At 55.9% G+C, this 24,015-nt stretch carries 23 protein-coding genes and 3 pseudogenes; 9 read left to right on the top strand and 17 right to left on the bottom strand.

Annotated elements, in window-relative coordinates; translation table 11 throughout:
- Positions 1 to 3: 3 nt before the first annotated feature.
- The 4 genes from B9N88_RS00395 to thrC form a co-directional block, all read right to left on the bottom strand.
- Positions 4 to 1,422 carry an aldehyde dehydrogenase family protein gene (locus B9N88_RS00395; RefSeq protein WP_027606627.1) on the bottom strand — a complete coding sequence of 473 codons (1,419 nt, stop codon included), beginning with the start codon at positions 1,420 to 1,422 and terminating at the stop codon, positions 4 to 6.
- Between the two features lie 2 nt (positions 1,423 to 1,424).
- Positions 1,425 to 2,474, bottom strand: a complete 1,050-nt coding sequence (locus tag B9N88_RS00400; RefSeq protein WP_027606628.1) for a homoserine dehydrogenase — start codon at positions 2,472 to 2,474, stop codon at positions 1,425 to 1,427.
- 117 nt (positions 2,475 to 2,591) lie between these two features.
- Positions 2,592 to 3,029 carry an Lrp/AsnC family transcriptional regulator gene (locus B9N88_RS00405; protein WP_027606629.1) on the bottom strand — a complete coding sequence of 146 codons (438 nt, stop codon included), beginning with the start codon at positions 3,027 to 3,029 and terminating at the stop codon, positions 2,592 to 2,594.
- A gap of 14 nt (positions 3,030 to 3,043) precedes the next feature.
- A complete protein-coding gene (thrC, locus tag B9N88_RS00410) occupies positions 3,044 to 4,447 on the bottom strand; it encodes a threonine synthase (protein ID WP_027606630.1) in 1,404 nt (467 codons plus the stop codon).
- A 239-nt stretch (positions 4,448 to 4,686) separates the two neighbouring features.
- Here thrC and B9N88_RS00415 point away from each other — a divergent pair, with 239 nt between their 5' ends.
- On the top strand, positions 4,687 to 5,169 hold the full coding sequence (locus B9N88_RS00415) for a DinB family protein (RefSeq protein ID WP_027606631.1): 483 nt from the start codon (positions 4,687 to 4,689) through the stop codon (positions 5,167 to 5,169).
- A gap of 55 nt (positions 5,170 to 5,224) precedes the next feature.
- On the opposite strand, the gene B9N88_RS00420 is transcribed toward B9N88_RS00415, so the two are convergent.
- Both B9N88_RS00420 and B9N88_RS00425 read right to left on the bottom strand, forming a co-directional pair.
- Positions 5,225 to 6,118 (bottom strand): dihydrodipicolinate synthase family protein, encoded by an 894-nt coding sequence (locus B9N88_RS00420; RefSeq protein WP_027606632.1) that lies wholly within the window; start codon positions 6,116 to 6,118, stop codon positions 5,225 to 5,227.
- 29 nt (positions 6,119 to 6,147) lie between these two features.
- Entirely contained in the window at positions 6,148 to 6,843 is a 696-nt protein-coding gene (locus B9N88_RS00425) for a B3/B4 domain-containing protein (RefSeq protein WP_027606633.1), read from the bottom strand.
- Between the two features lie 160 nt (positions 6,844 to 7,003).
- Here B9N88_RS00425 and B9N88_RS00430 point away from each other — a divergent pair, with 160 nt between their 5' ends.
- The 4 genes from B9N88_RS00430 to B9N88_RS32540 all read left to right on the top strand — a co-directional run bounded on the left by B9N88_RS00430 (position 7,004) and on the right by B9N88_RS32540 (position 8,656).
- Entirely contained in the window at positions 7,004 to 7,606 is a 603-nt protein-coding gene (locus tag B9N88_RS00430; protein ID WP_027606634.1) for a helix-turn-helix domain-containing protein, read from the top strand.
- Positions 7,607 to 7,805: 199 nt separating this feature from the next.
- Positions 7,806 to 8,231 (top strand): Arm DNA-binding domain-containing protein, encoded by a 426-nt coding sequence (locus B9N88_RS00435; RefSeq protein WP_051429375.1) that lies wholly within the window; start codon positions 7,806 to 7,808, stop codon positions 8,229 to 8,231.
- Positions 8,232 to 8,242: 11 nt separating this feature from the next.
- Positions 8,243 to 8,437, top strand: a complete 195-nt coding sequence (locus tag B9N88_RS32175; RefSeq protein WP_158277068.1) for a phage integrase central domain-containing protein — start codon at positions 8,243 to 8,245, stop codon at positions 8,435 to 8,437.
- 75 nt (positions 8,438 to 8,512) lie between these two features.
- Positions 8,513 to 8,656, top strand: coding sequence for a hypothetical protein (locus tag B9N88_RS32540; RefSeq protein WP_155954380.1), 144 nt, complete (start codon positions 8,513 to 8,515; stop codon positions 8,654 to 8,656).
- A 321-nt stretch (positions 8,657 to 8,977) separates the two neighbouring features.
- Here B9N88_RS32540 and B9N88_RS00445 read toward each other — a convergent pair whose 3' ends face one another.
- The gene (locus B9N88_RS00445; protein WP_027606636.1) at positions 8,978 to 9,532 is read right to left on the bottom strand and encodes a DcrB/PsbP domain-containing protein; all 555 of its coding nucleotides are present in this window, start codon (positions 9,530 to 9,532) and stop codon (positions 8,978 to 8,980) included.
- A 553-nt stretch (positions 9,533 to 10,085) separates the two neighbouring features.
- On the opposite strand from B9N88_RS00445, the gene B9N88_RS00450 reads away from it, so the two are divergent.
- On the top strand, positions 10,086 to 10,304 hold the full coding sequence (locus tag B9N88_RS00450; RefSeq protein WP_027606637.1) for an IS1096 element passenger TnpR family protein: 219 nt from the start codon (positions 10,086 to 10,088) through the stop codon (positions 10,302 to 10,304).
- 528 nt (positions 10,305 to 10,832) lie between these two features.
- Here the strand turns inward: B9N88_RS00450 and B9N88_RS00455 are convergent.
- The gene (locus tag B9N88_RS00455; RefSeq protein WP_027606638.1) at positions 10,833 to 11,579 is read right to left on the bottom strand and encodes a sulfite exporter TauE/SafE family protein; all 747 of its coding nucleotides are present in this window, start codon (positions 11,577 to 11,579) and stop codon (positions 10,833 to 10,835) included.
- Between the two features lie 956 nt (positions 11,580 to 12,535).
- Between B9N88_RS00455 and B9N88_RS00460 the strand changes: the two genes are divergently transcribed.
- Together B9N88_RS00460 and B9N88_RS00470 are read left to right on the top strand one after the other, a co-directional pair.
- Positions 12,536 to 13,084: a thioesterase family protein gene (locus tag B9N88_RS00460; protein WP_027606639.1), complete on the top strand. Its 549-nt coding sequence runs from the start codon at positions 12,536 to 12,538 to the stop codon at positions 13,082 to 13,084.
- Between the two features lie 765 nt (positions 13,085 to 13,849).
- Positions 13,850 to 14,682: pseudogene (locus B9N88_RS00470) on the top strand (glycosyltransferase family 2 protein).
- 119 nt (positions 14,683 to 14,801) lie between these two features.
- Here B9N88_RS00470 and B9N88_RS33090 read toward each other — a convergent pair.
- From B9N88_RS33090 to B9N88_RS00480, 4 genes and pseudogenes are all read right to left on the bottom strand, one after another.
- Positions 14,802 to 15,665, bottom strand: a complete 864-nt coding sequence (locus tag B9N88_RS33090; protein ID WP_371263383.1) for a sensor histidine kinase — start codon at positions 15,663 to 15,665, stop codon at positions 14,802 to 14,804.
- Positions 15,666 to 16,136: pseudogene (locus B9N88_RS33095) on the bottom strand (response regulator transcription factor); the annotation flags it as partial.
- A gap of 78 nt (positions 16,137 to 16,214) precedes the next feature.
- Positions 16,215 to 18,527: pseudogene (locus B9N88_RS33100) on the bottom strand (ATP-binding protein); the annotation flags it as partial.
- 24 nt (positions 18,528 to 18,551) lie between these two features.
- Positions 18,552 to 19,652: an ABC transporter substrate-binding protein gene (locus B9N88_RS00480; protein WP_027606644.1), complete on the bottom strand. Its 1,101-nt coding sequence runs from the start codon at positions 19,650 to 19,652 to the stop codon at positions 18,552 to 18,554.
- 442 nt (positions 19,653 to 20,094) lie between these two features.
- Here B9N88_RS00480 and B9N88_RS00485 point away from each other — a divergent pair, with 442 nt between their 5' ends.
- Entirely contained in the window at positions 20,095 to 20,700 is a 606-nt protein-coding gene (locus B9N88_RS00485; RefSeq protein ID WP_027606645.1) for a cysteine hydrolase family protein, read from the top strand.
- 86 nt (positions 20,701 to 20,786) lie between these two features.
- Here B9N88_RS00485 and B9N88_RS00490 read toward each other — a convergent pair whose 3' ends face one another.
- The 5 genes from B9N88_RS00490 to B9N88_RS00510 form a co-directional block, all read right to left on the bottom strand.
- A complete protein-coding gene (locus B9N88_RS00490; RefSeq protein WP_027606646.1) occupies positions 20,787 to 20,984 on the bottom strand; it encodes a hypothetical protein in 198 nt (65 codons plus the stop codon).
- A gap of 227 nt (positions 20,985 to 21,211) precedes the next feature.
- The gene (locus B9N88_RS00495) at positions 21,212 to 21,844 is read right to left on the bottom strand and encodes a hypothetical protein (RefSeq protein WP_043293638.1); all 633 of its coding nucleotides are present in this window, start codon (positions 21,842 to 21,844) and stop codon (positions 21,212 to 21,214) included.
- 133 nt (positions 21,845 to 21,977) lie between these two features.
- Positions 21,978 to 22,796 (bottom strand): helix-turn-helix transcriptional regulator, encoded by an 819-nt coding sequence (locus tag B9N88_RS00500; RefSeq protein WP_027606648.1) that lies wholly within the window; start codon positions 22,794 to 22,796, stop codon positions 21,978 to 21,980.
- A gap of 5 nt (positions 22,797 to 22,801) precedes the next feature.
- A complete protein-coding gene (locus B9N88_RS00505) occupies positions 22,802 to 23,341 on the bottom strand; it encodes a kinase inhibitor (protein ID WP_027606649.1) in 540 nt (179 codons plus the stop codon).
- Positions 23,342 to 23,480: 139 nt separating this feature from the next.
- On the bottom strand, positions 23,481 to 23,963 hold the full coding sequence (locus B9N88_RS00510; protein ID WP_027606650.1) for an Lrp/AsnC family transcriptional regulator: 483 nt from the start codon (positions 23,961 to 23,963) through the stop codon (positions 23,481 to 23,483).
- Positions 23,964 to 24,015: the final 52 nt, after the last annotated feature.

Genomic DNA, 24,015 nt, shown 5'->3' on the forward strand with positions numbered 1-24,015 from the left:
TGCTTAGCTTCCACTCACACCGTTAATGCAAACGACCTTGGGTTGGGTCATGTCTTCGTAAGCGAAACGTACGCCCTCACGGCCCATGCTCCCGTACTTGAAACCGCCGAAAGGCATTGCATCAAAGCGGTAGTCGGAAGAGTCGTTGATCATCACCCCGCCCGCCTCCAGTCGTTTAGCGGCGGTCAATGCAACCTTCAGATTGCTGGTGAAGATCCCGGCATGCAGGCTGTATTCTGGTTCGTTAGCCAGCGCCAATGCTTCATCCAGGGAGCCGACGCGCTGGAGGATGACTACCGGGCTGAACACTTCTTCGCACCACAACTTGCAATGGCGGTCGACGCCTTCCAGCACGGTAGGTGAATAGAGCGAGCCGTTACGTGTGTTGCCAACCAACAACGTGGCGCCTTTGGCAATGGCGTCATTGACCACTTCCTCGGTACGCTTGGCTGACGCCTCGGTAATCATCGGCCCTACGTCCGTCGGCTCATCAGCAGGGTTGCCGACGATCAACTTAGAGGTCTGTTCAACAAAGCGCGTTTTGAAGGCTTCATAGAGTGAAGCTTCGATGAGGATCCGTTGGGTACCGATGCAGTTTTGTCCGGCCGCCCAGAAAGCCCCCGACACGCATGAATCAACGGTTTCATCCAAGTCACAATCAGCCATCACGATGACCGGCGCGTTACCGCCAAGGTCCATCGCCAGCTTCTTGAGGCCAGCTGTACGAGCGATCTGCTCACCCGTGACAAAGCCGCCGGTGAAAGACACCATGCGCACTGCACGGTGGGCCACAAGAGCCTTGCCCAGGGCGGCGCCGCCTGTCGCGACGGTGACAACAACCGGAGGCAGACCCGCGTCGATCAAGCATTCCACCAGCTTGATCGCTGATAGCGGTGTGAGCTCAGACGGCTTGAGAACAACTGCATTTCCTCCCGCAATGGCAGGCCCCAATTTATGCGCGACCAGGTTAAGCGGGTCGTTGTAAGGGGTGATGGCGACGATGACGCCCAACGGTTCACGGGTGAACCAGCCCTGACGGGATTCAGACCCGACATAGGCGTCAAAAGGAATGACTTCACCGGCATTGCGCTTGGCTTCTTCGGCAGACAACTTCAAGGTGTTGACGCAGCGCAATACCTCCTTTCGCGCCTGCTTCAGCGTTTTTCCCGACTCCGCGACGATCAGTTTGGCAAAGGCGTCTTTGTCACGCTCGACTGAGCTTGCAGCCTTTTCCAAGATACGCGCACGTTCATGGCGTGGCAGATCCTTGGCAATCAAGGCGCCTAAAATGGCGGTGTCAACTATCGTGGTAGCGGAGGATGCGGGTATGTCTGCCACTTCACCCACTTTGCTGCCGTCAAACGGGCTGAGCACCGTAATGGCCTTATAATCAGCAGCGAGCGAGAGACTCAAGCTATTCATGATTACTTACCTGACGTGGTTTTGTGGTTGTGGATGCTTACGATGTCGGCGAGCAATGCGAAGGCGGTTTCAAAACGACCTGCCCCCGCCCCCACTACAGTGACGGGACCGAGAATGGCCGTGTTGAAGGTAATTGCGTTGGTGGCTCCGCTCACGGCTGAGAGCGCGTCGTTCGCCGGTAAGAGCTGGGGACTCACCGATGCCGAAATCGAACCATCGCTCCGTTTCTCTGCGCTGCCAATCAGCTTCCAGCGGGCACTTGCTTTCGTCGCCTCGGCAATATCCTTGGCCGTGATTTCAGAGATCCCTTTGCACAAGACATCGCTTGGTTTGAGTTTTGCGCCCAGTAGTTCATTGGCGAGGATGACGACCTTCAAGCGCACATCGTGCCCTTCTACATCCGCTGTTGGATCGGCTTCGGCGTAACCCAACTCCTGGGCTTTTGCGACAGCACTCGAGAAGTCCAACCCCGTCTCCATGCTGGAGAGGACAAAGTTTGACGTGCCGTTGAGGATCCCCTTGAAGCCGGTGATTTCCGAGCCTGCCAGTGACTCCTTGGCCAAACGGATAACCGGGGTCCCGCTCATGACAGAACCTTCAAATTCAAAGCGGGCGCCGGTGCTATCGGCCAGCGTCTTCAAGCTTTGTGCATGCAGCGCCACGGGCCCTTTGTTGGTGGTCACGACACTGACGCCCTTTTCCAGAGCCCAGCGGCAGAAGGTCGTAGCCGGTTCACCATCCACAGGATTGGTGAACGTTGCCTCAGCGACAATATCGGCGCCAGAGAAGCGGATAACGGTTTCGTTTGCCGGCTCAGCAGTCCCGCCGGCCAGGGTCCTGAAACTGCCTTTAGCAGCAGGCACTGCTGCCAATTCACGAGCGTCCAGGCCGTCTTTGTTAATGATCGAACCGAGGTAAAGGTCACTGACACCGACAATCTTCAAGGTAAAACCTAATTCATCGGCCCAACGCGAATTCTTATCGGCAATAAGCTGGGTCAGCGCGCGGTTAACGCCACCAAATCCAAGCAACGCAATTTTGTATTCAGTCACGACAGGGTTCTCATTGTTATGTTGTGGTGCTGAGATAGTAAGCCGCCAACTTAACTTTACGAATATGGCAAACAGAACGTTGTTGCGAGCAAAATGCTCGTGCAACAGCGCAACTTGCTATTTTGTGCTCGACAGAACAAAAGACGTTACGGTATTCAGGACTCCCGGCAGCGTCGAGATCTCACTCCATACCCTGTGGATACGATCTGCATTCATCGCCTGAACCGTCAGTACAATATCGAGGTCGCCACTCATCACATTGCAGGAAATAACTTCAGGCATTGCACCAACGGAGCGAACAACTTCTGAATCTCGCATACGATCCTTACGGTAAACGAAGATTAATGCATTAATGGGTCCTGCATCGGCTGAGGGCATACCTTTAATAATTGTGTAGCCTCGGACATACCCATCGCGTTCCAATCGCTCAATCCGCAGCCTGACTGCGTTCCTGGACAAATTGACTTTTAGGGCAATATCGTTGTGGGCCAACCGTGCATTACGAGTAAGCTCCTCCAAAATCTTTTCATCAACCTTATCTAAAACACGTTTCATCTCTGGCTCCGGACTTATAACGAGTGAGACTCCGTGTCTTTGGATAAGGCCCTGACCAGCGAGATCAGCGACCTGACGTCGTTGGGAATTGAAGTACAGTCTTGTTCGGCGACTGCAGGAGCACCAACAGTATTTATGTGGCCAACAACCTCTGACTTTTGGGTTGCAGTGCCAACTTTCGACGGATGTGTGGTTGCCAGGCAAATCATGGGGATCATCAAGCTGCGTCTGCTTATACGTGCAGCGCGCAAGCCGATAGCGGTATTGGGACTGACCAGATATCCACTCTCTGCAAAGACCTCATGAATACAACTGAATGCGTCTGCATCGTCCACAGCCAGTGAGTCAAACAGTTTGCGTGCCTCCAACCATTCATCCTGCGCTAACTGAATAGTGCCCTCGCCTTCTAGCAGCTGCATATTACGAGCTACTTTTTCTCCGCATCGATTTAAGATGCTCCACTGTATGCGCTCAAAATTAGAGGCCAATGCAACATTCATAGTGGGGATTTTGGTAGCACGAATCTCATTTCGCCTGTAAAAATTTGATTGGAGAAAATTATGCAGTCCGGCGTTAGCATTCGTGGCAACGATAAGCTGTCGAATGGGCAGCCCCATTTGCTTGGCAATATAACCAGCATACAGGGCGCCAAAATTTCCAGTCGGGACACTGAAAGCAATCTCTCTTTTAGGCGCACCGAGTTGAAGAGCAGAATAGAAATAGAACGACAGGTGCGCAAGCACGCGAACCCAATGCACTGAGTTGAACGAAATGAGATGCTGCTGCGCATCATTATTTTTTTTCAGGAACTGCTCACACAAACGATGACAATCAGAATAGTCTCCGTCAATCTCAACATTCACAACATTATCTTCGTGCGTACTCAGTAAGCGTCGGCGGTCCTCCGCCGTCAACCCCGTGGAAGGATGCAATACCAACAGCGTAACGCCCTTCATTCCCGAAAATGCTTTTATTGCTGCAGCGCCAGTATCTCCACCGGTACAACCTATAACCAGCGCCTTCTTCCCAGACCTCAGCAAATTATGATCGATAAAGCGAGCCATCAATTGAAGGCCGACGTCTTGATAGACGCCTGACGGCCCATGAAACAATTCAAGTATCCACTCGTTACTCGCGGTCTGGTAAAGCGGTGTCACTGCGTTACTTTTAAAACAATCAAAAGTCTTCTCAAGGATACCAGACAACTGATCCCGCTCGATCCAACCTCCCAGAAAGGGCTCGATTACGTAGCGAGCCAATTCATGGAAGGGCAACCATTCGAGCTTTGAGAGCTCCTCCTTTTTGAAGCGGGGAACCTTGTGCGGCACGTACAAGCCCCCGTCAGGCGCGTACGCCCCCATCAGCACCTCGCCGAATTCGTACGTTCTACCAGGGGTCCGTGTGCTGACGTATTTCATGATCCAAGACACCCTCAAGCTATTTCCGAGCGGGCCACCTGCAAGCTGGGTCTTCGCCGGAATTCAATGCGGTAGCGTTAATCGCCTTTGATCCAGCTTCAAGCCAACGACCAAAAAAGTCAATATATCGACTATAATATCTCACCAACGGTATTCCGTTCCTGATACACGAGCCCCCCTTTTGCACCAGCTCATGGGATGTGCCACGGCCGACAATGCTTGAAAAATGGGAGAACACTATGTGTGCCAAGAATCTGCTGCACTCGCTTTATCAGTACAAGGCATGGTCTGAGGATGTGTTACTCAGGTGCTTGAAAGCGCCCGTTGCACAGTCCTTCCCTGTGGAGATGGAGAAGGCCTGTTATTGGCTCAGGCACATCAATATTGTGGACCAGCTATTCATCGCCAGACTGCAGGGAAAACCGGAGAAGTTTGACGACGTCGTCACTGAGCAGCAGCAAGACATTCGTCAGTTGGAAGAGGCATTCACAAAGGCAAATCAATGGTTTGTTGACTACACAAAATCAGTCACTGCAAAAGAGCTGTGTGAACCGGTGGAATTTTTCTTCAAGGATGGCAAACCGGGCAATATGACCAAGGAGCAAATCCTTGCTCATGTGCTTTCTCATGGGCTCCAGCATCGAGGAAGTGTTAGCACGATCCTACCCAGGGAAATCCTGGAGGGATACCAAGATCATTTCACAACGTTTTTAAAACTGTAGGCAGTTGGATGTCTGCCTCCTCAACCATGAGGAGGCAGAGTATTCACCGCAGTGCTCAGCTCAATTCAAGCGCGTCTATCACCGCTGCAATTTGCTTGCGTCCTTCCCCTTCGATGGGTCTAAGCGGCAAAGGCAGGCTCGGAGAGTGAGTCATGCCGCGTAGCTCTGCTGCAGTGGCTATCACGCGAAAGCTACCTCCAAATTGGCTGAACAATGCCCAAAGCGGCTTCAAGGATTCGGAGAGGCGCGTAGCCTCAAAGGCGTCACCTGACAATGCTGCTCGTGTGATGGCGAGCGCCGTATTGGGGAACAAACCGCCCATGACCGAATACCAGGCATCGCAGCCGGCGTTCATTCCAACAGCGGCAAACGCATCGCCGCTTATTCCAATAGTTACGTGACTCGGAATCAATTTTCGCAGGCGCTCCACGCGCTCCCTGGCCAGATGCGGCGCCTCGGGGACGCCAGGGATTTTGATTGAGCTGACATTGGGTAGCTCTGCAATACGCCCGTGTAACTCATCGGTAAATTCGAAATGGGTGGTACCAGGATTGTCATAGACACATAGCGGGATTGAGACGTTGGCCGAAACCATTTCGTACATCGAAAACACATCGTCCTGAGTCAGTTTTTGATACGACACGGGTGGCAGCAGCAAGGCTTTGACTCCCACGGCTTGCGCATCCTCGGCCAGCAGCAAAACGTCGCGTGTACGCAGCGCACCGATGCTCACCATCACTGGCACGCCCTCCGCGGCCTCTACTGCCAACTGAGCAACTCGAGAACGTTCGGCTCGAGAAAGATACGCATAGCCCCCAGTGGATCCTAGAGCCCCGATGGAATCTACTTTGGCTGCCACCAATTGCTGCACAAGACGAGTAAAAGCATTTTCGTCCACACCCTGCTCATCCATAGGCGTCAGAGGAAATGCACTAAGGCCGGTAAACATCGTCATCACTCCTTGCAGTGGTCTATGGACTATTTGGCCCCAGGACCAATCAGTGAGCTTTCGATCTGGACGCCTGGCATCATTTGCTGCAACCCTTCGATGAGTTTGTCCCCCGCTTCCGTCAAGGCTTCAAGCGGCATCGCCGGCAGACTCTCCAGAATGAACCACATGCTCTTCGCGTCAGCACCGAGACGGGTCCTGACACCTTGCCGCCAATTCCAGCGACGGCAGGTCACGCCTTTGTCATCGCGCCAGACAACCTCGCCGGGGTCTGGATATTCGAAAGCAGGAGCACCTTCTTTCATCGTGTCAAAAGGCTCAGTGCCATCAGCGACTACGAGCCGAGGGGAGCCCACATAGGCTTCAATGTTTTCCCCGCCAACAGGGATGGCGTACTCAATACTGATTGCGTTGTAGAGATCGACGATGGGATCCAGGCTAGGCAAGCTTCCGTCACGCAAAACCCGTTTACGCAGCGCCTCAGCTGAACAGGGCGTACGCTGCGGCTTGGCGCCGAACTTTCGGAATGTCTCCGCCCATGCGGCCAGGTGAGCTTCTCCCCAGCTTGGCCCACCTTCCTGTACAGCCTTGCAAGCACGGTCCAGGGCTGCCTGAGCAACCTCAGGATGGGTCAGTGACGCAGCGCCCACCACAATGCTCAGGGCCCTGAACTCCGGAGCCAATTCTGCAACGGCTTGATCGATCAACGGCAGTGCGGACAGCATCAAAAACCTCCAGAAATCCAAATGTCATTTCATGCTAGTCAGTGACGACCAATAAAGTCAATATAGTGACCAATATCATCTACTATAACGCGTGCGCAGATTGACGGGGCAATTGGTAAAGGCCGAGAATCCCACTACATTTTTTTCATGACATTCATCAATGACCACGAATACCAGCCTGTCGATTACCCCTGGCGCTGATGCTCAAGCCGTCAGCCTGGCCGTTGCGCGCACGCTCAAACAGGCGCGCAAAGCACAGAAGATCACGCTGGATGAGCTTTCTCGCCGCTCAGGGGTGAGCAAAGGAATGGTTGTCGAAATAGAGAAATGTACGGCGAACCCCAGTATCGGCATCCTTTGCAAAATCGCCGCCGCGCTGGGCCTGTCCGTTGCAGACATCGTCAACGTGACCGAAGCCCCATCCGCCCATATCATCGACAGCCAAGACATCCCCACGCTCTGGACCGGGGACCTGGGAGGAACGGCGCGGCTTCTGGCAGGAACGTCCGGTCCTAATATGATCGAACTGTGGCGTTGGGAAATGCACCCAGGCGAATTTTTCGCTTCACAGGGACATCCTCAGGGCACGCTTGAGCTGTTTCATGTGGAGAAAGGCACGCTGAAATGCGTGGTAGGGGAAACAGAGCTGGTCATCCCTGCGGGGAGTTCGGCAGTGGCCAGAACCGATGTTCCCCATTCCTATTCCAACGCTGGCAGATCCAAGTTGGTATTCACTATGTCCGTGACCGAGATGCATCAGTAGATAGCAGCAGGCTGGCCGTCAGTAAGCATCTGCAAAGTGGACGAACCTGCCAATTTCAAAGGGGTTGTACCACTGAGCCCGATCAAATACTGCGGTGGATCACCGCTAGGGCGCGAATTCACAATTGCTCGAGCAGCGCATGTGACTGGGGGCATAATGGGGGGCAAATTTCGGTTCCTTAAAAAGGATGCCCCCACCGATGCCCCCAGATATTGCGGTTGTTTTCAAACGAAAACTCAGCGATGCCTTGATCCGCTCGCTGGCCGAACCGGGTAAACACGCCGATGGCGAAGTCCCTGGGCTCTACTTGGAGGTAAGGGCGTCAAGAAAGGTCGACAAATCTCCTTCCAAGGTTGGGCGATTGAAGTATCGCCTGCATGGCAAGGAAAACCGCTTCTCCATCGGCGCTTACCCCGACATTGGTCTCAAGGAGGCGCGCGACATTGCCCGCGGCGCACGCCGCGATGTGGCTAATCACATCGTCCCGCTCAAGGCCAAGACCGCCAAGATCGAGGCAAAGTTGCTCAATGAAGAGCGCACCTTCGCGTACGTGGCCAAGCAAGGGTTGGCATTCAAGCCTGCCGAACTGGTGACCAAATCCATCTCGGGTCGACCGGAGCGCTGAACAACCACATCTTGCCTGCCATTGGCAAAAAACCGGTCAGCGAGATCAAGCTGGAGCACATCACTACGATCATCACCGAGTTGCGTCGTCAACGCACCCTGGCCATGGCCCGGCGCGTGCGCACCATCATCCGCGCCATCCTGGGGTTGCCGAGGGCTGCGGCTGGGTGGAGCGCAACGTGGCGCTCAGCAACATCGAGGAGCTGAAGATCCGCCATATCGTCACCAGCAATCCGGCAATCGAAAGGCCAGTCGACCTGGGCAGGTTTCCGCTGCGTCTGGATGACTGCAACGACGGCAGCGTTGCGCCTGCTGGTCATGTTGCCGGTCCGCCCTGGCGAATTAGTGCAGATGCGGTGGGAAGACGTCGATCTGGGCGGCGCCGATTGGCGTTACGTGGTCGGCAAGACCGAACATCTGATGTAGTGCCCTTGAAACCTTGGATAAGCACTCTATTCATCACACACTGCGGCAACTCAACAAGAAGTATCAGGAGTCTGTCCGCAGTTTAGAAGGCAGCTTCGTATCGAAGCTATAGCGCAAGTGTGCTGCAGCCAAATCGTGGCGTTTCCCTTTAGAACCAGAAATCCGATCAGCGCGTGCAGGCAAAGCTATTTATTGAGTTTTATATTGCGCTAAAGCTATGGAACGACCGAGTTGGGCAAGCTTTGCGCACGAGCTCATACGGGTTCCTTGTGATGGACAGACCGTAGCAAGCCAACAGCCTACTATCCGGAAACCTGCGGTTTACTTGCCCAGAATGTTCTTCAACGCAGCGGTATGGCCGGCCGGGTCGTTTACGCTGGACATCACTTCGATGATGGTGATCGTCTGATCGTTCATCGCCATCAACGAGGCCATCAGTAGTTTCAGGCCGTTGAAATCGTCGGTGCCGTCCAGGCGGTACATCTTCAAGTCGTTCACCTGAATGGTCTTCTCGCTGGTCATGCGAAAGTTGGGTGAAGCGGCCTGCTGCTTTTCCTTCAAGGTATCCACGGCAAGGCGAAACGCAGCGTCCGGGGTGGTGCCCGCAGTCGGCGCCGGACCTTCGGTAACGATGATGGCCCGCTCGCTTTTCGGATCGAAGTACATCGTGCCGCCGTTCTCGCTGTTCAAGGCACGGGCCTCGACGCCTTCCAGCACGAACTTCAGCTTGCCGCCTGCCAGGGACACCGATTGCATGTCCGATGGCGCCGTAGCGGTTTTTTCAGGCGGGGCAGCAACTGCCATGGTGGCCGCGCCGCTCAAGGCAGCAAGCACGCACAAGGAACGGGTCCAGCCCAACAGCAAATGCTTCGACATTGATAGCGCCTTTATTTTCAGGCCATCGAATATCGACGGACTGTCGTGCGAACAGCCTAGCTTACTTGCCTGCTCACTTGCCCATATGTTGTTCACAGCCGCAGCGTGTCGCTTATATTTGCGGTCAGCATGGGGATTGATTTGTCAGCTGGAGCAGCTATGCGACGTTCCTGGTAATTACCACGACGAAGCGAATGACTTTGCTCACAAGGCGAATATCAGATTCTCCATGGGGCTCCAAGTCTCAAATGAAGCGATAACCAAGCCGCTACACATCGTTGCCTCATCTTCAGGCTGCGCGAATCGTAGCTCAGATCGATTTGGTAATCCCCCCTGTGAGCTACTCGACCTACAGCTGCGACCAAGCTGCCCCGGATGTCCTCCGTGCCAGCGACTTTAAAAACGGCCGCTTCGGTATCGTTAAGCGCATAGATTGAATCTGAGGCAGGACTCTCACTTATGAAGAATACCCTAATCGCAACTGGCATCGCTCTGCTACGTCATACGGCCTTACGTGCCACGATCGGGCACTAAACAGTGAGCAGGAAACGAAATGGCTTTCAGCGATGACAACGGTGTTTTTGCGTTCGCGTGCCGCCCGCTGGAAGACATTGGTGGTGCACCTGGGCATGACGATTTTCTGGCAGCGTTGGCGGATCCGAATCACCCTGAGCATGAGGCAATGTCGGAGTGGTATGGGGATGATGGGTTCGATCCGACGGCGTTTGACTGCGAGTGGATCAATCAGAGGTTGAAGCAGGCAAAGGTCTGATCAGCAAGAGGGTGTCGGGCGGACGCTTACAGCCAAACTTTTTTCGGACTTTCCAATAAAAAACTCACTAAAATCACTTCACAAAATGACCAGGATCCGAACACGCAGCAGACCTGGAAAATTAGGATATTTTTAGGGATAGAAGCAGCACACAAAACGCAAATACTCTATACATATCAAAAGCTTATTTTTTTTATGATTCCGGGTTCGGCACCATCATTACGTTCCACGACCTCCCAAGAAGTCGCTGAAACCCACATAGAACCTGCCTTGTGCAGGTTTTTTGTTGCCAACATTTGTCCCCCACACTCACTCACCCCAACATTTTTCTAGTACATCCTGAGTTCGATTTTGGGTGATGTACTAGTTGGCACTCCCTGATACCGCCGCCAGGCAAGCAAAACCCAAAGCTTACGCCTACAGCCTGTGAGATCGAATACATGAAAGACAGGACATGACCATTTGTGGATGAAGGCTTGGCAAACAGGTGAGGCCATTTACGTATTTGCGAGTCCCCATCCGATCTGGTCACCAGAACAGCATCCTCAATGCCAACGCGACCACGACTAGATTGAAAACTGCTTCCATCCACTGGTCGCCCTTCTTTAAGGCAAACTTCGCGCCGGCATTTGCACCCAATAGCGTGCCAATAATCAGGCAACATCCGTACTGCCAGTCAATGAGGCGGCTGACGCCGAAAATCAGTAATGAACCCACGGAGAGAACCAGCCCACCGACTTTGCGGGTCCCCACCGATTCGCTGATGGTTTTTCTGAAAAAGATAATGAATAAATACGTCGAGAGTTTGGCTTGCCCACCAAATAGCCCGCCGATCATTCCCACGGGGATAAAGAGGATATAGCCAAACAGACGTCTGATCGCTGAGGGAGGTGTTTCGCCGCTACGAGGTTTTTTTATAAGAGACAGTGCGACGAGCAGCAATGTCAGCCCGCCAATTACCTTGTGCAGCAGCGCGGGATCTATTTGAAGAAGCAGGCTCGCGCCTGCCAGAGCCCCAACCAACCCCAGTACCGCAGCTGGAAAGGCCAGCGCATAATCGACCTTTCCCTGGTTATGGAAGTGCCGCAGTCCGGCAACGATGGTGCCTACCGAGGCCAGGCGCGCAGTGGCGATCGACGACTGAGGTGCAATCCCCAGCCAGATCATCACCGGAACGGTCAAAAACACACTGCCACCGGTGTTGGTCCCGACGAATCCCGTTATTATTCCAAGGAAAATCAGACCGACGCCTGTCAACCACTCATGCCCCATCATGTTGAGGTGCTCGCATAAGATTCATGGCACGGCTTACTCGCTCAAGTAAACCGGGTCTATCCAGTGATAGCAGTTTCTATTTCGGGAGCCGGCGGTCACATGAAGCTTTGCGGTATGTACGAAGCTGTACTCGCCGATAATCGGGCGGCGTAGCGAACTTTCAGGCCCAGTGATTTTGCATACAGTACACCTCGGTTAATGAGATCTTGTATCTGTGCTTTTGATTTTCTAATTCGATATTTATGTGACGTTTCATTGATACCAGAAAATATGCCTACCCAGTTTGCTCCTATCGCCGTAACCGCATCAATACCATCTTGATGCGCGCGGGAAGAAGGTAACTTCCTGTTGGTGAGCGTTGATACTGGAAGTTAAATGAAATGTACTTGAAGGGTTGCAGCAATATCAAGCATCGCAAATCAAGGCTCCTCAGCCACCAACATGAATAAAACTTCATGGTTTCGCATATTGACTTTCTTAAAGTTACTGACTGCCTGTTCTCACCCATTGAATCAAAAGAAATTTTATTTATGACACTTTTTCGCACAAGGCAGCTTAGTGCCTGACCTTTTAACCCTCTTATGACTTCCAACAGCTTTGCACTCGGCAAGCTATATATATTTAATCTAACAGAGGACCTGAGATAGATGGCACTGATTAAAAGCCGTCCAGTTGCAGCTTTTCGGGTGCTTGCTTGCTGGAGGGGGTCGAGGGAGGACGCCCCCCAGCGACTCGCGGTGCACCTTGGGCAATCGCCGAGAACGGGCGGACAAAGGTCGCGAAACCCACAGGCCGCAGATAGCGCGATAGACGCCTGCGAAACCCGCTAGAAAAACTTAAACCATAGAATGAGTGATCGGAATGTACTTTTGCGCAGAATTAAGTCATTTAGGGACCTACCTGGCTCACCCCTCAGCACTTTAAAGTACGCCAATCATTCAACTATCGGCGTCTTTATGAATCTCTGGTTTCGACTTCTCCTCATGCTGCTTCGTCGACCTTGGCGCAGACCGGCAAAAGCGCTGGAATCAACCGTCATCCGAATGCGCGTCTGGCCACTGGACCTCGACTTCAATCGACATGTCACCAACGGCCGATATTTCACCCTGGCCGATGTCGGACGCATGGATTTCGTTTTGCGCAGTGGCGCCTATCGAGTAGCTATTAGAGCAAAGGCGCTGCCCATCGTCGGAGACACTTGGGGTAAATTTCGTCGTGAGCTTAGACTGTTTGAAGCGTTTGAAATCCACACAAGGATGCTTGGCTGGGACGACAAGTGGAGCTTCATGGAGCATCGATTTGTGAGCAAAGGCAGAGTGATCGGCGTTGTCGTAATGCGAGGTCTATTTCGTTCAGCGAAAGGTATTGTTCCGCCAAGCGAGTTTGTTCGAGAACTGGGACTGCCCGAACGGTCGCCAGAGATGCCGGAATGGCTGGCCTCGTGGTCGCAGAGCTGCGATGCCATGAGCCGCCAACTCAGGGGTGAAGAAAGCACCAATGATTGACTTGACGTGCAGGCAGCCCATGACCAGCGCGCTATTGGGACCGTTGATTGCTCCGCCGTTGGCGTGTGCGGCGTAACTTCGCCAGCCCGTGTAATTCGTCAATAATGGGCTGTATGTACTTTTCTCCGAGCAGGTGCTGGTATACCTCGAAGTGGTCCTATCGCCAAGCGCACTTGCTTCTTTATTTCCTCTATGGCCAGGCACGCCTCATGCACGAAGCGTTCGTCGAATACGCCATGCAACTCAAGCTCAATCCCACTTTTGTCATGGTGTATTTGCACATGGCAGTATCGACCACCATATTGGCCGCCGCTGCAAAATAACATCAAATTAAAACCATGACCGAGGAGCTTACGTAATTGATCCTGAAGACTGTCTTGGTGCAAGCCAGATATTTCCAGCTGCCGAGACACACATGGGCCATTGGCGAATTGCTTACTCAACATAACCACCTCCACTTTTATCGGTTACGCAGTGCCAGCACTACTGCGCACTATCACGAACAAGCTTACGACGTACCCAGCCTGAAAAATGTCAGAAGTCGGTAAGGTTATGGTAAATACCACGAGCGCTTCGAGTTACTTCCCACTCTGTTATTTACCCACCTTAACCATAAATTAACGCTACCAAACAGAACAACCTATTAAGCTTGGCTAATGCGCCTCTCCTGCCCCGACAACTCATGAGGTGATGGCGACCCATCGAGCCTGCCGGCCGGGTCGCAAACGGCGCACGACCGATATATCATTCTGGAGTGTTTCACTAATGCCTGACGACAACGCTCATTCGGCAAAACATGCCTTGTTCAGTATTGCCCTGGTTAATTATAAAACGCTGCACATGACACGCCTTTGCTTAGGATTGCTACGCGACTACGCTATATACCATCAAGTTCCGGTCTGGGTAGTGGATAACGGTTCCGCCGATGAAAGCATCCACTACTTGCGGACACTTGATTGGATCAACTTGGTAGAAAGGATCCCCACCCTCGAGAAGCCGGATATATCGCGCATGGTAAAGCCCTTGATCTGATTTTGGGATATGTTGAAACTCCGTACTTATTCCTGCTTCATACGGACACATTTGTATTTGATACCGATGTGTTCAGTATGATGATGAGCCAAAGCACTGCAACGCCGCGTACAGTGGCAGTCGGTTGTACAGAACAGATCAATCGCGGTTTTTTAAGAACTGCCTGGCGGTTCGGCACTCGACTGATGAAGTACCACTACCGAACACTCATGCGTTACGTGGGGCTACCCTCTAAAAACCCCAAGCCTTTCAGAGAAACCCACTTGAAAAGTTTTTGCACCTTATGGAACTGCGATGTAATTAAACAACATAACTTGCGCTTCATGATGGATAACCGGGTACCGGGATACGCGCTACAAGACAAGATGGTCAAGCTGGGTTATGCGATCAGCTTTCTGTCAGCACGAAGATTGTTCAGTTACCTGGACCATATTCAAGCCGGCACTGTCGCCGCTAACGGCGGCTATGACACGGACCATCGTCGAAGAAAAACGTATCACGATACCCTGCTGCGCTTTCAAAAAGAGGCGTCAAATGATGCGAAAACGACCAGTACGGAAAAATGATGGTTGCTGATAAGACCGGCCCGCGAGATTCGAACTGAGTGGGAGCGCACAGCTGACTTGAAAATCGAACCTGATAGAACTTTATCCACGGCCCAGCCCATAGGGCGCTTGTTCGATGCTCATCGCTTACTCTGCGGCGCATCAAGAGGGGTCTCGAGAATGAAGGTTGCGCCCTGCCCTGCCCCGTCGCTGTGCACGGTCAAGCTGCCACCCATTTCCTGCGCGGCGAGCGCGCAGCTGTGCAGGCCGAAACCGTGACCGTCTTTGCGAGTCGTGAAGCCATGGGAAAAGATACGCGTCAGGTGCTCTGGCGTAATCCCGTTGCCATTGTCGGCCACCGTGATACGCAAGACTGCCCCGTCAGCGATGAGGGAGGCGCTGAACGTGATGCACGGGCTGCGATCGACCACGCCGTCCAACGCCTGCCTGGCGTTTCTGATCAGGTTTACCAGAATCAGCAGCACCCGGTGCCGGTCCAGCGACAGCAGGGGCAAGTCGGCAATGTCCTTGACCACCGTCACCTCCTGATTCATCCGTGAGCCGGCACTCATGCGCCAGGCATCATCGATTAATTCCGAGACCGGTATTGTCTCGACGACACTGACGGCAACGGCATAGGACTGCTGGGCAGCGACAATGGTCTTGATGTGGTCAATGCCTTTGGTGAGTTGCTCGAGCTCTTCGATGATGCCCTGCTGTTCTGCCGCCACCGCCTGCGCCAGCTTGAGCAGGTAGTCGGGCAGCATCTTTCCCCGCTGGTCCTGGGTGAAGAAATCGCTCAGCTCATGGATGTGTTCGTTCATCATCTGCGCCACCTTGCCCAGGCCCTGGGCCTTGGAGGTGCGCATCTGGCTGCTGACCAACTCGGCCGAAACGTTCACGCTGTTGAGGACGTTGCCGACATTGTGCAGCACCGTCGTGGCGATCTCGGCCATGCCCGCCTGACGGGATTTCGCATTCAGCTCGGATTGCACCTGGCTCATGCGTAGCGCCGCGCGTACGCGAGCCTTGAGCTCCAATGGCGAGAAAGGTTTGGCGATATAGTCATCGGCGCCACTCTCAAGCCCGGAGATGCAAGCTTCGCTGCCGCCGCGGGCGGTCAACAGGATGACGGGCAGATGGGCAAAACCGGCGCTCGCCTTGATTCTGGCGGTCAGGCCAAAGCCGTCAAGCTCCGGCATCATCACATCCGAGAGAACGACATTGATCGGTTGACGCTGCAGCATGGCCCAGGCCTGTTCTCCATCAGCGGCGGTGACGACGCTGTAGTCGTCGCGCAAAAGCTCGCTGAGGTAGCCAAGCATTTCCGGGCTGTCATCGACCACCAGGACCCTGGACTGCGAGGTGCGTTCCGGGTGCCGTTCGATGTCTGCATCGGCCATGGACGCCTGGTCGTTGCTACTGCCACGGCGGCCGTCGTCGAACAGCAAGTGGCGCTGCTCGGTTGTGATCATTGCGGTGGGTGACGATCCCTCATGCAGATGACCGGCTTCGGTCGGCACCGTGTCTTGCTCGGTTCCCCGAGGAAATCGAACAAGGAAGCACGAGCCCTTTCCAGGCTCACTGTTGACACTGACTTCGCCCCCCATCAGTTCGACCAGATCCTTGACCAGGGCCAGGCCGATGCCTGTACCGCTGTAATGCCGCGTGGCGGAATTGTCGATCTGGGAAAAACGCTGGAACAGCAGGAGTAATTTGTCAGGCGCGATGCCAATGCCCGAGTCTTGCACCACGAGCTCAAATCGCTCGTCATCAAGCGCAGTGACTGCCAGATGCACCGTACCGCCAGCAGGGGTGAACTTGATGGCATTACTCACCAGGTTGAGCAGAATCTTCTCGAAGTGTCGGGGGTCCAGGAACACGGTGCCGAGGGCAGGATCGATGCTGCAGGTCAAGGTGCAGCCTTTGCCCTTGGCCACCATGGCGGCGTCCTCGGCCAGCACACCCACCGCCTTGTTCAAATCAACGGGCGCCGGACACAGCTCAAACTTGCCTGCTTCGGCCTTGGAGAAGTCAAGGATATCGTTCACGCGGTTCATCAGGCGCAGTGCGTTTCGTTGTGCGCGCTCGATTTGCACGCGCCAGTCCGTCGGCGGCGTGATCGCCACCGAGAGCTGCTCCAACGGGGCGAGAATAAGGGTCAAAGGGGTGCGCAGTTCGTGGCTGACCGTGGCGACGAAATCACTCTTTGCCTGGTTGGCCGTCTCGGCCTGGTTGCGCGCCTGAATAAGTGCAACCGCCTGCGCCTCCAGCACCTCGGTCTGCCGGTGCAGCGTGTCGGTCCGCTCGGCGACCATTCTCTCCAGAGAGGCCTGCACCTGCTGTCTTTCGGCTTCGGCCTCGGCCTCCAGCACCCGGATGCGCAAGGCATTCTCCTGGAACACCCGGACAGCGCGAGTCATGATCCCAATCTCATCGCCGCGTCCAGCACTGGCGATTTCGGCGGTCAAGTCACCGGCAGCGAGCCGGCGCATGGCCGAAGCCAGGGCGACGATGGGCTGCGCGACAAACCGCGAGGTGCTCCAGGCAATGGCTCCGGCCAGCAGGATGGCGACGGCGCCAGCGACTATTGTCGCCAGCATGCCGCGATCCTTGTGGACCAAGGCGTCTGAACGCGCTTCGCCTGCGAAGCGCGCAACCAACAGGCCAGCGCTGCGTGCCTCGATACGAACCTGGTCGCGCGCGTCGCCCAAGGCGTTGCTCGCCTGATGGAACCCGGCAAATGCCGCCCGGTAGCCAGCAATCTGATCGCTGACCGTCAGGGGCGTAGCGCTGGCCTGCTGCCCCACAGACGATGGCAGAACCCGGGCGAGACGGGAGAGTTCATCGAGGATGACGCCTACAGAGCTGGCGACCTCGGCCGACGGCGCCAGGCGAAACGACAAGGTCTGCGCTTCCAGGGTGGCAACACGTTCGGCGAAACGCTTGGACAACGCGGCGGCGTTTTGCAGCAAACCGATGGCGGCCTGAATGTCACTGGCGTCATGGGCAATGTGCTCGTCCACTTCAGCCAACATGACTTCAAGGCGCTCTGCCACGCCTCCAACAGCCCCCAGATGCCGCAAAGCCTCGCCGCCCCGGAGCCTGGGAGCCTCGCCAAGCTGCTCGAGCGCCAGGCTGGCTGCTGCCACCGCCGTCGCCAACTGTTCCAGGGTCGCCACCTGTTGCGGCGCCCCCATCAACTCACGCAATTGCTCGACCACAGGTGGCAGCGCCGCACAGGCGTTGCGCGCCGCAGTGGCGGCGGCACCATCACCGCTCACCAGCACCTGGGCCACATTGGCGGTAATGATGCGTTCGCCGTTGCGCAGGATATCCAGGATGCGATGGGCGCTCTGGGCGTTGCTCACCCGCGCCTGGTGGTCGGCGGCGCGGGAGTCCAGGCCCTTCAGCCCAGCGGCGATACCCAGTTCAACGAGGGCCGTCGCCTCTCGCATCCGGGCGTAATGGGCGGTCATATTCTCGGTTTCGCCATCCATGGTCAGGGTCGCCGCCCGCAAGGACGCGATCGCCGCAGCGAGCCTCTCCAGGCTGCCCTTGAGCGATTGCGCCTCTGCCGCCGGGATGGCGTTAAGGCCGTTGATAGCGGTCGCGACCAAGCCCTCGGCCTGGGACACGCTGTCCTGGTCGCGGGTGGCAATGAAGTTTTCCACCCGCCCGGTAGCCCCGTTGACCGAGGCCAGAATTTCCGCGGAATGGCTGGCGGAATCCACCGCACGTACCATGCCTCGCAGGCCGTAGAGGTTCACGAGCGATACCGCCAGCATCAGCAACACCAGTGCGGCAACCGCCAGGCCGATCCTGACGGCAATGGGCCTGGCCGTGGCTGATTTGAATGTCAACATGGGGCCTCGCCTCCTAGCCCGCCGCTACTGTTTCGTCACCTCCGGCAAAGGCGCCGGCGGCGCCGTATGGTTGATGGCCGCATCGATCATCGCCGCAACGGAAGCCTGGCCGTAGAACGGATTGGCGGCACCGCCCACCGGCATAGTGGCAAGCCAGGCGTCCAGGTCTTTGGCATCAATACGTACCAGCGGCACTTCGACGAACTTCGGCACCTGCTTGCCCGCCAGTATCTGCTGGGCCACCCAGAACCCCATCTGGGAGACGCTCGGGGAGGCAGAGACAGAGACGGTCTCGTAGCCATTGGCATCGCGTTCCTGTTTCCACAGGGCAAGTTCGTCCTGACGGTTCCCCATCACAATGATCGGCAAAGGGCGTCCCGCCGCCTTGAACGCCATGGCCGCACCATATCCGTCGCCACCCTGGGTAGCCACGGCATCAATGGTGGGCAGCGACGGCAGCGCCAGCGTCACTTCCCTGCGGGCGACAGAAGCCGTCCAGTTCCCGTAAACGGTCTTGACGAATTTCAGGCCCGGATAGTCGCTGGCGGCCTTGCGAATGCCATCGCTGATGTTTTTATCCGTGGCATCGCCAGCGATGCCGCGGATCTCCAGTAATGTCCCGTTGCCCTTCAGGCGCTCGGCGATGTAGTCCATTTCCACACGGCCCATGGCGGACCAGTTGTAATCCACGGTATAGACACAGGGCTCGGTGACCAGGCTGGCCATGACGACCACCACGATGCCGGCGTTGCAGGCATCGCGGATCACCCCGTTGAGGGCCGTGTCGGAGGCAGCGAGGATCACGATGGCATCGACGCCCTTGACGATCATGTCCTGGATATGGGCCGCCTGTTCCGAAGCCGAGTTATTGGCGCTGACGACGGGAGCCTCACGGATCAAGCCCTCCTTTTGCGCCTGGAGCGCAATTTCCTGCCAGTTGCGCACCATCACCTTGCGAAAATCGCTGCCTGCGTAGGAATTGCTGAAGGCAATGCTGTAGCTCGCGGTAGGGCCGCTGGCGATGCCCTCGGCGGCAGCCTGGGCCGGATTGGCGGCAACCATCGCCAGCCCCGCCACGCAGCCGGCGAAGCGCCTCAAGATCGTGTGGATCGACTGGGTGTTCATGCTGTTCTCCATCGTGCTTGGCATTTACCAACAGTTATCCACCCGCTCCGGCTTACAGCCTGGATCGACGGCGTGTTCTGGTTGGAGCCGTTGGCCCCCACATTGGAGATTTTCAAGCAGGTGAGGTGTGGGGCAGGCATTGAACGTTTCCCTGTATGCCGCGTGCGGGTTGTTGCGTGAGCCGTTGAAAACGCCTGAAGACCACCCACCGGCTGTCGCCAACGTCAATGACTTTGCCAGGGTCGGAGCCCTTGGCGGCCGAACATTGAAACCCGTAGATGGCTCGCATTGGCAATGAGCATAGTATCAAAGTGCCCGCTTTGCTTGCGGTCTGTAAACGGATGCGGCGCTCTTAGCCATAGTTTTGTGTTTGACTGCCGCCCCACCCAACCCTGCCTGCTGTTCTACGCTTGTTGCTCGACCCACTTATCGGAGACCCGACATGAACCCACACACCACCGCCCTGGTGCTGATCGAATACCAGAACGACTTCACCACCCAAGGCGGCGTGTTCCATGACGCCGTCAAGGACGTCATGCACACGTCCAATATGCTCGCGAACACCGCCACCACGGTTGAACAGGCGCGCACGCTCGGCGTGAAGATCATCCACCTGCCGATCCAGTTCGCCGAGGGCTACCCGGAGCTGACCACCCGCGACTACGGGATTCTCAAGGGCGTTGCCGATGGCAGCGCTTTCCGCGCCGGCAGCTGGGGTGCCGACATCAGCGAGGCGATTACCCGGGAAGCCGGCGACATTCTCGTGGAGGGCAAGCGCGGGCTGGACGGTTTCGCCACCACGGGCCTGGACCTGGTGCTGCGCAACAACGGCATCCAGACCCTGGTGGTGGCGGGCTTCCTGACCAATTGCTGTGTCGAAGGCACGGTACGATCAGGTTATGAGAAGGGCTATAACGTGGTGACCCTGATCGATTGCACCGCGACCTTCACCGACGAACAACAACAGGCAGCCGAACGCTTCACGCTGCCGATGTTTTCCAGGACGTTGCAACACACCGAGTTTCTCGACGGGCTGAACGCCCGGTAGCCATCGCCCAGAAGGCGGCTTTACAGCCGCCTTCGGATTCCCAGCCATCTGCGACACCCTGGCCGGGTTCGTTGATCTGAAACACCTCAGTTGTCAGGGTGTTCGCTCGCCACTGAATCGGCAGCGTCCACATCAGACATATCCTCCTCAAGGGGTGCATCGTCGTCCGGCGGCAGCGGGATCTTATCCTCATCACGCTTCGGGTCGTGCCCTGTCTCGTTGTCCGTGCCGCGCGTAACAGCCTGCTGTGAAATGTTGCCCGGGGCATTCTCATTGATTTCCATGCTGGCTCTCCGTTCTTGGGCTCGGGATATCCGTGCTTAAGGTTGAGAAACGCCATGCCCACCAGAGTGCCGGGCAACAGACGAATGGACGCGCCCAAACTGGCACAAGGTGGCACTGCCGGTGCATGTTTCGATCCATTCGGCGCCGTGGGTATTTACTGGATGGCGCTGACGGCGGCGCAATTATCGATGCGATTGAAAGGTGATAGTGCTCGGAGGTGCTTCGTTCATTTGTCCAGATTCATTGGTTCATGCATCCGTTCGCCTATTATTGCGCGCAGCCATGCGGCATGAAATTCCATGTCTTCCAGAGAAGTCCCCTCAGCCAATCGATATTCGAACTCCTTGCCCCTCGGCCCCTGACACACGACGCTGAAATGGCCATGGCGGTCATAACTGGCGAGCAAGTAAGGGCTGATACAAATGATATCGCTGAAGGGCACCTGCACTTCGGCGGGTTTACGGCCGCGACGGGTGACGGTGAGAGTAAGCAGTTGCCGGTTCTCGTCAAAGGTGAAGGCCAGCACTCTGGACGCAGAGAACATCCACGCGAAAACCAGCCCCATGAGCACAACAAAACCAAGCATGAACAGGATGAGAGGCGACGTGGTGAGACTCGCCCCATCGCTGGACGATGCGCCTTGCATCGCTTCGAGACCGAAAAGGATCAGCACCATCACCCCTATGACCGGCAGGAACATAAGCAGCACAAAACAGAAACCCAATATGGCCGCCCCAGTGCTGCCAAAGGTGGGTAAGTCCGGATTGCCATGCCACATAGGTGGGTGAGCGCGCGGTTCTTCAGCGCCTGGCGCGGCTGGAGGCGTTGCGATGGGGTGAACTGAAGTTTGATGGGGCATCCAGCAGGCTCCGGGGGGACTGCGTAGACAGTAGCACTATCGCCAGACAGTCTGGTCCGGTACCCACCGATAAACGTCAACACCTGGCTCGCACTGCCGGCCGGCAGACTGGGGGAAGCCCTGCCGCAACGGTTCAAATCGCAGCCCGCAATTCACGGGGTGACAGGCCATAGTGTGAGCGAAAGCGCACGGCAAAACGGGAGGCGGAGGCGTAGCCGCAGGCGCTGGCAATTTCACCGATCGGGCGAGACGTTGTCTGCAGCCGTTGTAATGCTGTCGACAGTCGAACGCCCTCCAGAATGTTCCTGAAACTATTACCCTCGTTCGCCAGTTGGCGACGCAAGGTCGACTCCCCCAGGTTCATGTGCTGTGCGATGCTCGCAACCGTCCAGTCTCTCTCCGGGCTGGCCATTACCAGTTGCTGCACCCGCTCGCACAAGGGATCGTTGCGCCCCATCAGCAAAGGTCCGGCCTGGCCGCCAAGGCTTAGGCTCAGCAGCACCGCTTCCCCATAATGTGTGCAGATTGCCTGCGGGGCGTTTGCATGGATGGCGACCAGCAACTGCTCCCATGCCTGGGTGGTGTGCCTGTCCAGGGGAACGCATAGATCGCTCTTCAGTGCACCGCGACCACTCTTGATCTGCTGGCTATATCGACTGCTGAATTGACGCAATGTCGAGACGGGAAAGGTCACCGCATCGGCGATGTAGTGACCCTGAGGGCCGGGGAAGTTTGAGATACCCAGCTCGCGCCCGGCCGGCATCAGAATCAGATGCCGAGGCCCTGCGCGCATTTCCCGGTCATCCCATTGCAACAGTTTTTCCCCCTGCCGCACTCGACACAAGGTGGTCACGAACACCGGCACCCTGGGCAAGGTAAGGGCATGTCGCGCCCGAATGACACAGGCATCGATAATATTTTCCCGGTGCTGTATGCCGTCACAAGGGCGCATGGTTCTTAACGTCCGTAAGTGGAAGTAATGGTCGCTTTGGCCAGGACGTTGGCGTTGAGCATGTAACCGACCAAGGCTCCGCTGGCCTGGTTGTCGAGCGGTAGCTTATCGGCTTTCAAGGCCCACACGGTGAATTGATAGCGATGGGGTTTATCGCCGACAGGAGGGCAAGCGCCACCGAACCCCGGCTGGCCATAATCGGTTCGCCCTTGCACAGCACCCGCAGGCAGGTTCGCCCCCACGCCGCTTGGCAAACTATGGGTGGAGGCTGGCAGGTTGACCACCGTCCAATGCCACCAACCGCTGCCGGTGGGGGCATCGGGATCGTAAACGGTGATCGCGTAGCTTTTGGTCCCTGCGGGGGCGTTTTTCCACGAAAGCTCAGGAGACGTGTTGCCACCTTCGCAACCGAAGCCCTGGAACACTTCGCGACGGGTCAACGGGCGGTTGTCAGCAATATCCCGGCTGGTCAGTGAGAAATCCGCAGCGTAGCCACTGAGTGTGACGGCCATGGAAAGTGCTGGCAGGATCAATCTGATGTTCATCGCGGCTCCATCTGAGTCTGAAAGTGAAGCTCGAGTCTAGGTTGAACAAAACCGGGAGACTGTGCCGAAATGCTCGATAACAGTGCCGAAATGCTCGATTGTCCGGACGAACGATGGCTCTCCACGTGCCCGACGACCTTCAGATGCTCAAGAGCTCGCTGACGGGCAGTCGATGAGTGGTCTTCATCTCTCGCAGGGAGAGGTTCGAGCGAATACTTGAAACCCCAGGGAGCTTCCTCAGCACTGTTTCGACAAAGCGGCTATAGCTGTCCAGGTCCCGTGCAACCACCTCAAGGAGAAAGTCCGCCTCCCCCGTTGTGTTATGGCAACTCAATACCTGCGGGGCCGCCTGGATAATCTTTTCAAACGTTGCCGTGGCTTCTTCGCTGTGATCCGTGCAGGAGATCTGGACAAACGCCTTCAGGCCCAGCCCGAGTTTCTTTCGATTGAGAACGGCCTGGTATCCCTCGATAACCCCGCATTCTTCCAGGCGTCTTTGCTTGCGCCAACAGGACGCTTCGCTGAGGGACAGCTGCTCGGCCAGCTTGACATTCGACAGCTTGCCGTCCCGCTGCAAACGCTCCGATATTGCAACGTCCGCCTTATCGAGCTGCTCAATCATGAAATACCCCTTCAAATTCTCACCTAAAAATGAAGGTTAATTTCAATTCTTG

Source organism: Pseudomonas sp. LAMO17WK12:I1, assembly GCF_900177315.1.
GTDB lineage: Bacteria > Pseudomonadota > Gammaproteobacteria > Pseudomonadales > Pseudomonadaceae > Aquipseudomonas > Aquipseudomonas marginalis.

Coding starts and splice junctions, on each gene's coding strand:
- B9N88_RS00395 (WP_027606627.1), bottom strand. CDS start 1,422: ATGAATAGCTTGAGTCTCTCGCTCGCTGCTGATTATAAGGCCATTACG.
- B9N88_RS00405 (WP_027606629.1), bottom strand. CDS start 3,029: ATGAAACGTGTTTTAGATAAGGTTGATGAAAAGATTTTGGAGGAGCTT.
- thrC (WP_027606630.1), bottom strand. CDS start 4,447: ATGAAATACGTCAGCACACGGACCCCTGGTAGAACGTACGAATTCGGC.
- B9N88_RS00415 (WP_027606631.1), top strand. CDS start 4,687: ATGTGTGCCAAGAATCTGCTGCACTCGCTTTATCAGTACAAGGCATGG.
- B9N88_RS00420 (WP_027606632.1), bottom strand. CDS start 6,118: ATGTTTACCGGCCTTAGTGCATTTCCTCTGACGCCTATGGATGAGCAG.
- B9N88_RS00425 (WP_027606633.1), bottom strand. CDS start 6,843: ATGCTGTCCGCACTGCCGTTGATCGATCAAGCCGTTGCAGAATTGGCT.
- B9N88_RS00430 (WP_027606634.1), top strand. CDS start 7,004: ATGACCACGAATACCAGCCTGTCGATTACCCCTGGCGCTGATGCTCAA.
- B9N88_RS00435 (WP_051429375.1), top strand. CDS start 7,806: ATGCCCCCAGATATTGCGGTTGTTTTCAAACGAAAACTCAGCGATGCC.
- B9N88_RS32540 (WP_155954380.1), top strand. CDS start 8,513: ATGACTGCAACGACGGCAGCGTTGCGCCTGCTGGTCATGTTGCCGGTC.
- B9N88_RS00445 (WP_027606636.1), bottom strand. CDS start 9,532: ATGTCGAAGCATTTGCTGTTGGGCTGGACCCGTTCCTTGTGCGTGCTT.
- B9N88_RS00450 (WP_027606637.1), top strand. CDS start 10,086: ATGGCTTTCAGCGATGACAACGGTGTTTTTGCGTTCGCGTGCCGCCCG.
- B9N88_RS00455 (WP_027606638.1), bottom strand. CDS start 11,579: ATGATGGGGCATGAGTGGTTGACAGGCGTCGGTCTGATTTTCCTTGGA.
- B9N88_RS00460 (WP_027606639.1), top strand. CDS start 12,536: ATGAATCTCTGGTTTCGACTTCTCCTCATGCTGCTTCGTCGACCTTGG.
- B9N88_RS33090 (WP_371263383.1), bottom strand. CDS start 15,665: ATGAGCCAGGTGCAATCCGAGCTGAATGCGAAATCCCGTCAGGCGGGC.
- B9N88_RS00480 (WP_027606644.1), bottom strand. CDS start 19,652: ATGAACACCCAGTCGATCCACACGATCTTGAGGCGCTTCGCCGGCTGC.
- B9N88_RS00485 (WP_027606645.1), top strand. CDS start 20,095: ATGAACCCACACACCACCGCCCTGGTGCTGATCGAATACCAGAACGAC.
- B9N88_RS00490 (WP_027606646.1), bottom strand. CDS start 20,984: ATGGAAATCAATGAGAATGCCCCGGGCAACATTTCACAGCAGGCTGTT.
- B9N88_RS00495 (WP_043293638.1), bottom strand. CDS start 21,844: ATGCCCCATCAAACTTCAGTTCACCCCATCGCAACGCCTCCAGCCGCG.
- B9N88_RS00500 (WP_027606648.1), bottom strand. CDS start 22,796: ATGCGCCCTTGTGACGGCATACAGCACCGGGAAAATATTATCGATGCC.
- B9N88_RS00505 (WP_027606649.1), bottom strand. CDS start 23,341: ATGAACATCAGATTGATCCTGCCAGCACTTTCCATGGCCGTCACACTC.
- B9N88_RS00510 (WP_027606650.1), bottom strand. CDS start 23,963: ATGATTGAGCAGCTCGATAAGGCGGACGTTGCAATATCGGAGCGTTTG.